The sequence below is a fragment of the Hymenobacter sp. R533113 genome (assembly GCF_056835965.1).
Genome location: NZ_JAKWBD010000014.1, coordinates 159,786 through 171,890 on the forward strand (window position 1 = coordinate 159,786; position 12,105 = coordinate 171,890).

Consider the following 12,105-nt stretch of genomic DNA (forward strand, 5'->3'; position numbering starts at 1 on the left):
GGAGCCGTTTTTCTTTTTACCTCCCGAATCATCTTCTTATGAATAAGTCACTTACCCTGCGCGGCCTGCTACTGGCTACCGGTTGCCTGCTGGGCCTGGCCCCGGTGGCCCACGCCCAATCCGACCAGATTAACCTCGATGCCGGCCTGCCCACCCGCCTCGAAGACGCCTACCCCACGGCCTACGGCAACCGCGAATTCCAGCTGCCCGTGCGCTTCCAGCGCAGCCAGCAGGGCGACAACCTAGTGCAGTACACGCCTACCCTGGAATTTGGGCCCCTGCGCAATACCCAATTGGCCGTGGCCGTGCCCCTCCACTCGGGCAACGGCGACCGGTCGGGCAGCGGCAACGTGCAGGTGTCGGGCCACTACAACTTCAATACTGAAGGCAAGTACCTGCCCGCCATGGCCCTGGCTGGCACCCTCACGCTGCCCACCGGCCTGCGTAGCGAGGGCACCGACTACAACAGCCGCTTTATCCTCACCAAAAGCTTTCTGGGCACCCTTAACCGCCTGCACCTCAACGTGGCGTACTTCCACAACAGCCAGCCCGGCGTGCAGGCCGAAGGTGACCAGCTGAAAGAGGAGCGTCCCGACCGCTTCGCCCTGCTGGTGGGCTATTCCACGCGCATCGCGCCGCAATCGTCGCTGGTGCTGGACTTTGTGCGCGAGCAGCGCCGCTTCCGGGGCGAAATGGGCTCGTCCCTCGAAGCCGGCATCCGCCGCCAGATGAATCCGCGGTTGGTCCTCAGCCTCGGCGCATCGGCCGGCCTGGGCACTGACGCCGATAAGTTTACGGCCACCCTGGGATTCCAGCACGCTTTCTAACCGTAGCCCGCACTGCTGGCCGCTTTCATTTCCGCCGATGCACGTCACCCGTCAGTCAATCTGTGCTGTTGTGATGGGGGCTTACCGTTACCGGTGCCTACCTGCTTACCGAACCCTGTGGTTTTTGTTTGGGGCCGTGGGCTTTACCTACACCGCCGTAGCGATGGATAGCAGCGCCCGCAAATGGCTATACGCCGGCGCGGCAGTGCTCAACTTAGCCGGCGCCCTGGGGCTGTGGCTCAACCCCAACTTTCTGAAAGGCTACCAGTGCATGCTACTGGATTTTCCGCTGCGTCGGCGGCACGAGGCGCGTCAACCCAATCATCCGCAGCCGGCGCGCTAGAAGCTGTTTTCCCGCGGCTGCTTCCGGGCTGCTTTGCCCCAGCACAAAGCTCTCTTTTTCATTTGCCTTAATACCTTTCTCATGGAACACAAGAAGCCTTACTCCCGCTTTTTTCTAATGTTGGGCACCTCGTTGGTAGCCATGTACGTGGTGATGTATCTGAACGTGTACACGTGGGACCATGTGTATTTCAGCCTCACCCGCCTGTACATGGCCCTGCTTATGCTGGTGCCCATGACCCTGATTATGATGGGCTTTATGTGGAGTATGTACCCCAACAAGCGCCACAACGTGCTGATTATGGTTGGTAGCCTGGTGCTGTTTGGGGTTGTCACCTTGGCGGTGGTCTAAAGCGTGGTGATAAGCCTAATGCATGACCAACTGAAAAAGGCGCTGAACAAGCTATTCAAGCTCCTTTTGATTCAACCTGAAACGGCACCATCACCACGCTTTAGACCACCGCCGTCACCTTTATGGTACGCGCCCAAGTATTCGTGGACGACAAACTGTGGATGAAGGCCATGATTCCGCACCACTCCATTGCCATTCTGGTCAGCAAGCGGGCTACCATTAAAGATCCCGAAGTGCGGGCCTTGGCCGACAGCATCATCAGCGCCCAACAGCGCGAGATTGGCCAGATGAAGCGCATGCTCGACCGCCTGCAGCAAACGCCGCGCTGATTACTCAGGCTGATTAGTGCCGCCCGCTGCGGCTTACCGGATAAACCTGCCCATTAGCAACAAGAACACCTAATAAGGAGGTAAGAATAACGGTTTTATTGCAAACAAAAGTCCACAAAAAAGCCCCCCAGACCTAAAAATCGTTGTCGGGGGGCTTTTTTCTTAAAAAGGAATTACAGCTTCACGAAGCGCACCGAGCGGCGCAGGCGCTTGGCTCTTACCTCGCAGGTATAGGTACCATTAGCCAGCACGCCAGGCCGCAATTCCACCTGCGGAGCCGAAGTAGCGGCCACCTTCTGCTCCACTACTACCCGCCCCCGCGAGTCGATGAGTCGCACTTGCAAGGCTACGTTTTGCAGCTCGGGAGTAAGCTGTAGAAACAGAGCATCGTCGCGGGTTGGGTTGGGATAAACGGCCAGCTGACCGCGGGTGGCAGCTGGCGCCGTTACGGGTAGCACCGCGCCGGCCGCCAGTTGCTGAGCCCTGGCAAAGTCGGGGATACCGTAGCCCAACTCATTATCGGGGCGGTCGGCCTGAGAGCCGGAGCGCTGCAAGGTGGCAATCACCTGCTGGGCCGTCAGCCGCGGATTGGCTTGCCAGAAGCCCGCCGCCATGCCCGCCAGCGTGGGGCAGGCATAGGAAGTGCCATTGCCATTGACCACCGCACCCGCCGCCGTGAGCACGGCCGAGGCCCGACCCTGCGCCGCCAGCGCGGGCTTGATGCGCCCATCAGCCGTGGGGCCGACAGAGCTAAACCCGGCCCGCTGCAACAGCACCGAATCGACGGCTCCAACAGTCAGAATGGAGTCCGCGTCGGCGGGGGCATTGATGTAGCGCCAGGGGCTGCTGCCCTCGTTGCCGGCGCTGTTTATTACTAGGATACCCACGCGGGCCGCTACCGTAGCCGCCCGCGAGGAAAGCGCCGTGCGACCATTTAGATCGGCGTAGGAATAGTCCGGGGAGGGCTGATCGAAGTCGTTGTAGCCCAGGGAAGAGCTGATAATATCCACGCCCACTGAATCGGCGTACTCGGCGGCCAGCAGCCAGTTGGCTTCCTCTATTGAGTGCTCCGACTTTACATCCTCCGTAACCAGCAAATGGTAGCTGGCTTTGGGGGCCGTGCCGACAAAAAAACCAGGCTGGTTGGCGCCCATCGTTGATAAGCACTGGGTGCCGTGCTCATTGCGGCCGTACACTGCCTTGTTATGCTCCACGAAGTTATACGTACTCAGCAGGCGCTTTTCCTCAAATAAAGGCGCAAACGCTGGCAGGCGGTCAACGCCCGAAAAGCCGCCATCGAACACGGCAATCTGCATGCCTTCACCCTGAAAACCGGCTTCGTGCATGGCCACGGCACCCATCATTTGGGCTTGGCCATAAGCCGGCCCGTAGGTAGGGCGCCCCGGCGCCGTGGTGGTAGTGGGCGGCGCAACAGCCGGCGGATTGGTAGCTATAGGTGCCGCTGGTGCGGCCTGCGCCCGAATCAAGGTTTGAGTGCCCTGCACTGAAGGCAGCGTGCGAAGTGATGCCAGTGTGGTTGAGTCGCAGACTACTACGGCGGCATTAAACCAGCGCGACGTGTACCACACCTGCACGCCCGGCACCGCCCGCAGCTGAGCTACATAAGTAGGATTGACGGGCAAATCGCGGGGCTGAATGGCGATATTCTGGCGCGTGCGGCGGGAAATAGCGCGGGCCGATAAATACGCCTGGGGCTGCGTGAGGCTATAAGGCGAGTTGGTTTTATCCTTAAAGAAAACCAAATGCCTGCCCACAACGGCCGTTACCTGCGGCGAACCAGTAGGGCTTGACTGGGCCATAGCACTACTTAGGTAGCTACTGAGCCCCATCCAAAACAAGACAAGCAGAGAAAGGCGCATTAAAAGCGAGTAAAGAGGATCAGGAAAAGAAACCAAAGGCTGGGTAGCAAAAAGCCCCCAGACCAAGTACGAACCAGATTAGCAAACAAATAAATCCGCTAATGGCCTAATGGGAAACGGCAGGATAAGAACACCCGCACAAGGGAAGTCGTTGCATTGCCAGGCTCCGCAAAAAGCCCCCAGCAGCTGAGCTTACAACAGCGCCCGACAATGGCAGTTCTACATCTGCCATTGTCGGGCACTACTTAAGGTTGTTTCGCCCTGCGACTAACTACAGCTTTCCGACTTCAATCAGCGTTTCAACTCGTGCGTTACCTGCCAATCTATAGCCAGGCACTAAGGAGCAGTCGGCGGGTGAGCCGGGCGGGCAGCCATATACGTACCGCCGCCGCCACCGATGAATAGGCCCCACTTCCCGGGCAAATACCTGGCGTTGAATATTGAGGTTGAACAGATCGTAGGCTGTCGTATCGGCGGTAGTTACGGTCTGCTCGTAGCGCTGGGGTTGGGTGGAAGCGGCTAGCTCAAAAGGTTCTCCCACCCGGTCGTAAGCGCGTTTCTCAGCCGTGATAGTATCGCCGGAGTTGTAGGCGTTAGAATTCCATTTGCGGCCCGTGCGCACCGGAAACACCAGCTCCACCGTGCGCCGGTTGCTGCGCGTAAGCAGCAGGGTATTCGGCGTGGTCTTGATGATGAATACGCTGTCGTCGCGCCAGGTATCGGCCGGTGTAACCCGGCGCGACCGCACCACGCGGTAAACTGAGTCGCCGGCAGCATCGATAAACGTTTCGTCCACGCGCTCCCGAAACTGAAAGCGGGTAGCCGTCCCACGGTTATTCTGATAAATAGAATCTACCACGGCATAAACCCGATACGCCCCAACCGCCACCGGATAATACTCCAGGCCCATGTCGGGGCCCGGCTCCGTTTCGCGGGTACAGGCCCCCGCCACTCCCATTGCCAGCAAACCAGCCGCCACAGCACGACGACCAGTGAATAACCAAGAGAAACGCGGACGATAGAAGTGACTCATGCAAAAGCAGGATTAAAGAGCTGAACCGGCAAGGGCCGCAGCTTGAGTAGTAGGATCAGATATTATATGGCGCTCAATCCAGCCGCCACCCAGCACGTCATTGCCCTCGTAAAAAACGGCGGCTTGGCCAGGAGTAACAGCGTGAACTGGTTCCTCGAAATAAGCATACACCTTGTCGCCGATCTGTTCGAGAAAAGCAGCCGCGCCATCGTGATTATAGCGAATTTTCGTGGTAGAAGGCACCAAACCTCGTCCTTCCAAGGAGGCGTATTTGCCCATGTTCAGCTTGCCCACTACGGTAGTGGTGCTGGCCAAATCCTCAAAATTACCGAGAACGACTTGATTGGAGTCAGGGCGAATTTCAGTGACGTAGGCCGGAAAACCCAGCGCGATGCCCAAGCCCTTGCGCTGCCCGATGGTATAGAAAGGATAACCTTCATGCTTACCAACTACGGTGCCATCGCGCAGCACAAATTGCCCCCCAGCCACGCGCGCTTCGAGTCCTTCTACCCGCCGCTTTAGGAAGCCACGGTAGTCGTTGTCGGGTATAAAGCAGATTTCGTAGCTCTCCGGCTTGTTTACCAGCTCGGTAAAGCCTCGGCGCCGAGCCTCGTCGTAAATCTCGGTTTTGCGCATGCCGCCCAGCGGAAACATCGTCCGCGCCAGGCTCTCCTGCGACACGCCCCACAGGGCATACGACTGGTCTTTGTTCTCATCTAAGCCTTTGCTAATCACGTAGCGGCCGTTTTCCTGGCGTATATTGGCATAGTGGCCGGTGGCAATAAACTGGCAGCCGAGCTGATCGGCGCGGCGCAACAGCGCATCCCACTTGATGTGCGTATTGCAGAGCACGCACGGATTAGGCGTCCGGCCGGCCAGGTATTCGTCGGTGAAGTTATTGATTACGAAGTCCCCGAACTCATCCCGGATATCGATGATAAAGTGGGGAAAACCGAGCTCAACCGCAATCTGGCGGGCATCGTTGATGGAGTCGAGCGAGCAGCAGCCAGTTTCCTTCTTGGAGCCGCCGGCCGAGGCGTAATCCCAGGTTTTCATGGTCATGCCCACCACTTCGTAGCCTTGCTCGTGCAAGAGCACAGCTGCTACGGATGAGTCGATGCCGCCGCTCATGGCGACGAGAACGCGCCCGCGAGGGGACGGCGTGGAGGAAGTGTTTTCAGTCATAAAAGAAGCGCCCGTGAGGTCAAGGCTCCGGCCGCGGTGGCAAAGATAACACCCAGCGCCGGCCTGCGGTTCAGCAGCGCCTTCCATTCGTAGCGTACAAAGTACATGCCGAGCGTGGTAGTAGCCTAGATTCCTTACTTTCGCGCTTCGCCAACTCGTCGCCGGTGTTCAGGCTGGCTTTCTATTTTTCTTAGTCTATGGCTTTGCTTACTTCCGTGCTGGTGCGCGGCATTAATAACCTCTCCGACGCCCGCTACTGCGCCGGCATGGGCGCTGACGGCCTCATTTTTACCCTCGACCCTGCCCTGCCCGGCGCCGTTGATGCTGCCACCGTACGCGAGCTGGCCGGTTGGGTAGCCGGCGTGGAGCTGATTGGGGAGTTTGATGAGATGCCCGTATCCGAAATCAATCGACTGGTAGAAGAGTGCGGCCTGCAAAGAGTACTACTCCACCAACGGCCCGAAGCTCCGCTCTCCGTGCCGGCGCTGCTGCACGCGCCGCTGTTTCTGATTACTTCCAATAGCTTAAGAAACGAAATGCTGCTACAGTACAGCCCGATCTTTCCCGCTGGTCTGGGCGTAGCCGCCTCGTTAAATATGAATGACTTACCCGAAGCTCGGCAGGAAGCCTTGGCCGAGGCCGCTACTCAGATTCCGCTGTGGCTAAGCGGCGCCATTACTGCCGACAATGTATCGGGCTTGCTGAACGCCATTCAACCGGCCGGCCTCATCCTGGAAGGTGGCAACGAAATCAAGCCGGGCTTGCGTGATTTCGAGGAATTGGAAGCGGTGTTTGAGGCGCTGGAAGAGGACTAGCGGGGGGCAATTCTAGCCCATTACTGTTATTAACTGATGTTACGCGGCATATTAGTCGATTGCTTGGAAAGGATGTTTCCTGAAGCAGCAATAGCTTCTTTCTGAGGCAGAGGTGCAGTTGCCGCGTAACATCAGTGAGTAACTGCTGTTACGCAGTCAGAGTCGGCTTCTGCCCGTTTACTACGCTTATGACGACTTGCACGCTGGACTTGTACACGGATTATTTGTTGAGTTCGACGGGTCCGACAACGGCCACGGGCTTGTCGCGCCTGGTAGACGGGGCCTTGAGCCACGACCAGATCACGCGCTGGCTGAGCAGCACCGCGTGGGGCTCGGCCGCTATTTGGCGAGCGGCCAAGCCGCTGATTCGCCAGGCCGAAGCCCAGCGTGGAGCCGAGGAATTTGCGGTGCTTATCGTCGACGATTCGATTCTGGAAAAGGCCCATACCGCTGCCAACGAGCTGATTTGCACCCACTGGGACCACAGCCAGCAGCGCTACGTGAAGGGCTTGAATTTCGTCAGCCTGCTCTACCAGGCCGGCGAGTTGGCCCTGCCGCTGGCCGTCGAGCTGGTGCGCAAAACGGTCCCGGTCTACCATGCCAAGACCCAGCAAACCAGCTATCAAAGTGCCTTTACCAAGAACGAGTACCTGCAGCAGATGCTGCGCGTGGCCCAGCAACAAGTGGCTTACCGCTACCTGCTGGCCGATACTTGGTATGCCTCGGCCGAGAACATGAGCTTGGTGCGAGCCCTGGGCCACCATTTCGTCTTTGCCCTCGAATCCTCCCGCACCGTGGCCCTGAGCGAAGCGGCACGGGCGCAAGGCCAGTTTCAGGCCGTGCAAACGCTGGTGTTTCCCGATACGCAGCCCCTGCGGGTCTATTTGCGGGCCGTCCAAGAGGCGGTGCTGGTGAGCAGGCACGTCTTGACAAACCAAGACGGCAGCCAGGGCGTGTTATATCTGGTCAGCAGCGACACCGACTTGAACCAGGCCCAGTTGACTGCGATTTACCAGAGACGGTGGAAAGTGGAAGAATATCATAAATCGCTCAAACAGAATGCCTCCATGGGCAAATCGCCCACCAAAACCCTGACCACGCAGGCCAATCATTTCTTCGCGGCCGTGCTGGCCTACACCAAGCTCGAGATACTCAAACTCAAGTGTGGGATGGGCCATTTTCGCCTCAAAGCCCAGCTCTACGCCGTGGGCCTCAAAGCCATGTACCACCAACTTGGCCTACTCCGTGCGTAACATCAGTTATTAAGTTAAACACCTGCTCCCCCAAACGTTTATCGCCGGTTAGCTTTACATGGGCTTCGGCCTGGGTGCGCGGCAGACTTTTGGTAAACAAGCGCCAAGCCACGGCCCCATCAATGGTAACACCTGCCACGACAGGGCCAGCTTGGACCTCCTGCAACTCCCACCGCCCAGCGCTGCTATACTGCAGAAACCAGGTGCCGCCGCCCTCGCCCGTTACCGTGAATTGCAGCGTTTGCCCAGGCTCAACTGCCAGCTGCCGGTAGTGGTGAGGCAGCGCCCTGACGCAGGTGGCCAGAAAAGCTGATGTAGCTCTTGCGTTAGCAGCTCTTCTTCCCCTCGCCCCACCGCCTGTCGAATCTGTTGCTGATGGTGCCATTTTTCGGTGTAGTCGCGCGCTATGTGAAACCAGTTGAGCGACGTTTGCTCCCCAGCCCAACCTACAGCAAAAGCGGCTGGCTCCCACGGATCAAGCGTCCGTAAGAAGGCTATATACTCCCGCCCCGTCGACTCTAACAACTCCACCACAATGCGCGGGCTCAGCCGTCGGGCGGCTTTTACCCAGTCCGCGTTCAGCTCGTTCAGAAACTCTACGATACCCTCATAACTGTTCGGATCGGCTGGTGTCACCCCATAATAGCCGTCGCGCAGCATGGATAGCGTTTGCAGGTTGCCGGCCAGCAAGTGCAAAGCCACATCCAGTACCTTCCATTGCGGAGCCAGCGTTTTCGCCTGCCATTCTGCGGGCTCCAAACCCCGAAGAAACGACAGCAGCTTCTCGTCCAGAATGGGAAACAAGGGCAAAGTTTCGATAGGCACAGGGCGTGCGGCGGGCATAAGACAGGCTTAACTCAACGTAAACTGAATGTACTTGATAGCGATACCCTCACCGCGGAAGCGACGCTCGTAGTGGGTTTGAATGTCTTCGGCGTGGGGCAGCAGCTCAGGTGTGGCATAGATGTCGGCGGTGTGGGCTAAGGTGCGGGCGCCAATACGTGTTTGCAGCGTTTCAAGCGTGTACTCGTAGAGCGGCGTATCATCTGTTTTGAGGTGAATTAGCCCCCCACTACGCACTATCTCTTGATACAGATTGAGAAAGCGAGGCGACGTCAGCCGGCGCTTAATATCCCGGTCGCGGGGTCGTGGATCAGGGAATGTGACCCAGATTTCGGCAAGCTCCTGGGGGGCAAAATGGGCGGTCAGCGCCTCGGCGCGGGTACGCAAAAAGCCGACATTTGTCAGGCCCATCTCTTCGGCGCGGGTGCTGCCCCGCCAGATTCGGTCGCCTTTAATATCAAGGCCCAGAAAGTTGCGCTCGGGGTAGCGAGCCGCGAGGCCCACGGTGTAGTCGCCCTTGCCGCAACCCATTTCCAGGGTGATGGGATTGTCATTCTGAAAGAAATCCTGGTGCCAGCGCCCGCCCAACTGCTCATAATTGGCTTTGCCCGGCTCCACAATATCGGGCCGCTCCGCGTTGTGGGCGAAGCGCATTAGTTTCACTCGACTCATTTATGTGATGATTAAAAGCGGCCTTTAACAAATCTATGAATGTCATCCTGAGCTCGCGAAGGACCTTATGTCCGATGAACAACTAGCATCCCGACAACTCGTGCTGACGTGAGAAGGTCCTTCGCAAGCTCAGGATGACACACGAAATTGGATGTCTTCATCAACTCAGTTAGCTCCACTCTTATTCGTAAAGCTCCTCAACCTCAGCCACCACGAAGGTACTGCCCCCGATAAAAACAACATCATCAGGCTCCGCAGCGGCGCGCGCAGCTTGCACGGCAGCTGGCACGGGACCATAAATTGCCCCCCGAAGCCCGGCTTCGGTAGCCAGTTCGGCCAACTCAGCGGCGGGTAAGGCTCGCGGAATGTTAGCCTGGCAAAAGTAGTAGATAGCCGTGGGGGGCAAAATCGTGAGCATTTTGGTCACGTCCTTGTCGTTGACGACGCCCAGCACCACGTGCAGTTGACGATACGTGAGTTGAGCCAGCTGGGCAGTTACGAGGCGTAGGCCCGCTTCATTATGGCCCGTGTCACACACTACCAACGGGTGACGCCCAATGATGCTCCAGCGCCCCCGCAGGCCCGTAAGTTGGCTCACCTCGCGCAGCCCCTGTCGTACTGCGGCTTCAGAAATCTGATAATCCTGCCGCCGTAATTCATCGAGCACATCTAATACACCAGATAAATTAAGACGTTGATAATCACCCAGCAAACCTACTCCAACCTCATCAAACACCACAGCATCATTTAACTTGACCCGAAAGCTCTGTGTTTCGGCATCCGAAAACTGGGGGGCAATTTTGGCTATCCGATAATGCTGGTCGGCGAACGTGAGCGGCGCAGCCATACGGCGTGCTGTTTCCTCAAAAACGGCGGCTACTTCCGGCTGCGTTTGGCTGATGACAACGGGCACGCCCGGCTTGATTATCCCAGCTTTCTCGGCGGCAATGAGCGGCAGCGTATCGCCTAGTAAAGCCTGATGATCGAAGCTGATATTGGTTATTAGCGAAACCAACGGCGTAATAATATTGGTAGAATCGAGCCTCCCGCCCAAGCCAACTTCCACGATGGCGATGTCAACCTTTTCCTCGGCGAAATACTGAAAAGCCAGGGCTACGCACATCTCGAAAAAGGACGGTTTTACCTCTTCAAATAACGGTTGCCATTGCTCCACAAACGCCACCAGGTAGTCGGGGGGCAATTCCTGGCCGTTGATTTTGATACGCTCCGTAAACTCGCGCAAGTGCGGGGACGTGTATAATCCCACTTTGTAGCCTGCGGCTTGCAGCACGGCCGCCAGCATATGAGAGCTGCTTCCCTTCCCATTGGTACCAGCTACGTGCACGCTGCGAAATTTCCGCTCCGGGTGGTTCAGGACAGCGGCTAACGCTTCGGTGTTGCCTAGACCTTTCTTGAAACCGGCCGCGCCAACTCTCTGAAACATGGGCAGTTGCTCATACAGGTAAGCCAGGGTTTCAGCGTAAGTCATGGATTGCAGAATAAATGAGTAGGCAGAAGCTTGTCAGTTCGATAAAGGATGCTGATCTGAGCGCAAAAGAAAGCCGCCGGCCGGATAAATCCGACCGGCGGCTAGGCTAACAAGTAAAAATAAGGCTTACTCCAAGCGGAAACGGAAGGTGATATATCCCACGCCGCCGCCTGGATCGGGACGCGTTTTGCGGAAGGAAAACTGCTCGCGAATGATCTTGACGCAAGCCTGCACCTGGGCCGGCGACATCGTGCCGGCTACTTTGCCAACCGATATAATTTCGCCGTCGCCATCAATCGTGATTTTGAAGCGTAAGTAGCCACCCTGATTATCTACCAGCGGCGGCTGCGGCTTATTGGCGAATGCCCAGCCGCCGTTGCCGAAGCCGTCGCCGGAGCCGCTGCCACCACCGGAGCCGCCCCCATCGCCACCGCCACTGCCGGGCGTACCATACAGGGCGCGGGCATCGAGGCTGCCTTTCGGATTTCCCTGGTCGCCGGTTGCACCCGGCCGGTCGCCATTGTTGTTACCAGTGGGTGTGTTGCTGGTACCAGCAGATCCATTACCACCGCCATCATCACTGCCTTTGGGCGTGTATAGGGTACGGGGCTTGGGCGCAGGCGGTGCTTCACGCACAACTTCCTTTACCGGCTCCGGCTTTTCAACGGGCGGGGTTTCACGCACAACCGGTTTAGGCGGCGTAGGGCGCTCCACCGGGGGCACTTTGACTGGACTCTCCTCCGCTTCACTGGTCACGATTTTCTCCTCAGCAGCGTCGGGCGGCGTGGGGGCCGCGGCTCGCGCTGGCTGCGGGGTAGGCTGTGGATCGGGGTTGCGGGCGGGCGGGCGGCTGTCCTCGGTGTTGCGTGAGTTGTTAGCCTGCGCCAAGGTCTGAATATCGCCGTAGCCGGCTTCATCTACACCATAGTTCAGCTCTACGCCTCCGCCACCCATTTCTGTAAGAGGCGGATCTGGGCCTTTGAAAACGGTGAAGATGAACAGCAATAACAGCAAGACATGAACGACCACCGTCCCGACTAGCGCCTCTTGGCGGTGATGTTCGCGGTAATCGAGTGCCATGAGTT

The 12,105-nt window shown here is 57.9% G+C and carries 13 protein-coding genes; 6 read left to right on the plus strand and 7 right to left on the minus strand.

Going from position 1 to position 12,105, the window contains the following annotated elements; genetic code table 11:
- Positions 1 to 38 precede the first annotated feature (38 nt).
- From MKZ35_RS19595 to MKZ35_RS19610, 4 genes are all read left to right on the plus strand, one after another.
- Positions 39 to 827, plus strand: coding sequence for a hypothetical protein (locus tag MKZ35_RS19595; RefSeq protein WP_482514932.1), 789 nt, complete (start codon positions 39 to 41; stop codon positions 825 to 827).
- A 37-nt stretch (positions 828 to 864) separates the two neighbouring features.
- On the plus strand, positions 865 to 1,170 hold the full coding sequence (locus tag MKZ35_RS19600) for a hypothetical protein (protein WP_482514933.1): 306 nt from the start codon (positions 865 to 867) through the stop codon (positions 1,168 to 1,170).
- Positions 1,171 to 1,251: 81 nt separating this feature from the next.
- Complete coding sequence (locus MKZ35_RS19605) at positions 1,252 to 1,521, plus strand: hypothetical protein (RefSeq protein ID WP_482514934.1); 270 nt, start codon at positions 1,252 to 1,254, stop codon at positions 1,519 to 1,521.
- Positions 1,522 to 1,643: 122 nt separating this feature from the next.
- Complete coding sequence (locus MKZ35_RS19610; RefSeq protein ID WP_482514935.1) at positions 1,644 to 1,850, plus strand: DUF305 domain-containing protein; 207 nt, start codon at positions 1,644 to 1,646, stop codon at positions 1,848 to 1,850.
- A 173-nt stretch (positions 1,851 to 2,023) separates the two neighbouring features.
- Here MKZ35_RS19610 and MKZ35_RS19615 read toward each other — a convergent pair whose 3' ends face one another.
- The 3 genes from MKZ35_RS19615 to mnmA all read right to left on the minus strand — a co-directional run bounded on the left by MKZ35_RS19615 (position 2,024) and on the right by mnmA (position 5,948).
- Entirely contained in the window at positions 2,024 to 3,670 is a 1,647-nt protein-coding gene (locus MKZ35_RS19615) for a S8 family serine peptidase (RefSeq protein ID WP_482514936.1), read from the minus strand.
- Between the two features lie 331 nt (positions 3,671 to 4,001).
- Entirely contained in the window at positions 4,002 to 4,763 is a 762-nt protein-coding gene (locus MKZ35_RS19620; RefSeq protein ID WP_482514937.1) for a hypothetical protein, read from the minus strand.
- Positions 4,764 to 4,775: 12 nt separating this feature from the next.
- Positions 4,776 to 5,948 (minus strand): tRNA 2-thiouridine(34) synthase MnmA, encoded by a 1,173-nt coding sequence (mnmA, locus tag MKZ35_RS19625; RefSeq protein ID WP_482514938.1) that lies wholly within the window; start codon positions 5,946 to 5,948, stop codon positions 4,776 to 4,778.
- A gap of 197 nt (positions 5,949 to 6,145) precedes the next feature.
- Here mnmA and MKZ35_RS19630 point away from each other — a divergent pair, with 197 nt between their 5' ends.
- The gene (locus MKZ35_RS19630; RefSeq protein ID WP_482514939.1) at positions 6,146 to 6,763 is read left to right on the plus strand and encodes a beta/alpha barrel domain-containing protein; all 618 of its coding nucleotides are present in this window, start codon (positions 6,146 to 6,148) and stop codon (positions 6,761 to 6,763) included.
- Between the two features lie 188 nt (positions 6,764 to 6,951).
- Complete coding sequence (locus tag MKZ35_RS19635; RefSeq protein WP_482511431.1) at positions 6,952 to 8,016, plus strand: IS701 family transposase; 1,065 nt, start codon at positions 6,952 to 6,954, stop codon at positions 8,014 to 8,016.
- A gap of 222 nt (positions 8,017 to 8,238) precedes the next feature.
- On the opposite strand, the gene MKZ35_RS19640 is transcribed toward MKZ35_RS19635, so the two are convergent.
- The 4 genes from MKZ35_RS19640 to MKZ35_RS19655 form a co-directional block, all read right to left on the minus strand.
- Positions 8,239 to 8,859 carry a maleylpyruvate isomerase N-terminal domain-containing protein gene (locus MKZ35_RS19640; protein ID WP_482514940.1) on the minus strand — a complete coding sequence of 207 codons (621 nt, stop codon included), beginning with the start codon at positions 8,857 to 8,859 and terminating at the stop codon, positions 8,239 to 8,241.
- 9 nt (positions 8,860 to 8,868) lie between these two features.
- A complete protein-coding gene (gene trmB / locus MKZ35_RS19645; RefSeq protein WP_482514941.1) occupies positions 8,869 to 9,531 on the minus strand; it encodes a tRNA (guanosine(46)-N7)-methyltransferase TrmB in 663 nt (220 codons plus the stop codon).
- A gap of 181 nt (positions 9,532 to 9,712) precedes the next feature.
- Positions 9,713 to 11,020, minus strand: coding sequence for a bifunctional folylpolyglutamate synthase/dihydrofolate synthase (locus tag MKZ35_RS19650; protein ID WP_482514942.1), 1,308 nt, complete (start codon positions 11,018 to 11,020; stop codon positions 9,713 to 9,715).
- A 126-nt stretch (positions 11,021 to 11,146) separates the two neighbouring features.
- The gene (locus MKZ35_RS19655; protein ID WP_482514943.1) at positions 11,147 to 12,100 is read right to left on the minus strand and encodes a hypothetical protein; all 954 of its coding nucleotides are present in this window, start codon (positions 12,098 to 12,100) and stop codon (positions 11,147 to 11,149) included.
- Between the last annotated feature and the right edge of the window lie 5 nt (positions 12,101 to 12,105).

Coding starts and splice junctions, on each gene's coding strand:
- MKZ35_RS19605 (WP_482514934.1), top strand. CDS start 1,252: ATGGAACACAAGAAGCCTTACTCCCGCTTTTTTCTAATGTTGGGCACC.
- MKZ35_RS19635 (WP_482511431.1), top strand. CDS start 6,952: ATGACGACTTGCACGCTGGACTTGTACACGGATTATTTGTTGAGTTCG.
- MKZ35_RS19615 (WP_482514936.1), bottom strand. CDS start 3,670: ATGGCCCAGTCAAGCCCTACTGGTTCGCCGCAGGTAACGGCCGTTGTG.
- MKZ35_RS19610 (WP_482514935.1), top strand. CDS start 1,644: ATGGTACGCGCCCAAGTATTCGTGGACGACAAACTGTGGATGAAGGCC.
- MKZ35_RS19600 (WP_482514933.1), top strand. CDS start 865: ATGCACGTCACCCGTCAGTCAATCTGTGCTGTTGTGATGGGGGCTTAC.
- MKZ35_RS19630 (WP_482514939.1), top strand. CDS start 6,146: ATGGCTTTGCTTACTTCCGTGCTGGTGCGCGGCATTAATAACCTCTCC.
- MKZ35_RS19620 (WP_482514937.1), bottom strand. CDS start 4,763: ATGAGTCACTTCTATCGTCCGCGTTTCTCTTGGTTATTCACTGGTCGT.
- MKZ35_RS19650 (WP_482514942.1), bottom strand. CDS start 11,020: ATGACTTACGCTGAAACCCTGGCTTACCTGTATGAGCAACTGCCCATG.
- MKZ35_RS19655 (WP_482514943.1), bottom strand. CDS start 12,100: ATGGCACTCGATTACCGCGAACATCACCGCCAAGAGGCGCTAGTCGGG.
- mnmA (WP_482514938.1), bottom strand. CDS start 5,948: ATGACTGAAAACACTTCCTCCACGCCGTCCCCTCGCGGGCGCGTTCTC.
- trmB (WP_482514941.1), bottom strand. CDS start 9,531: ATGAGTCGAGTGAAACTAATGCGCTTCGCCCACAACGCGGAGCGGCCC.
- MKZ35_RS19640 (WP_482514940.1), bottom strand. CDS start 8,859: ATGCCCGCCGCACGCCCTGTGCCTATCGAAACTTTGCCCTTGTTTCCC.
- MKZ35_RS19595 (WP_482514932.1), top strand. CDS start 39: ATGAATAAGTCACTTACCCTGCGCGGCCTGCTACTGGCTACCGGTTGC.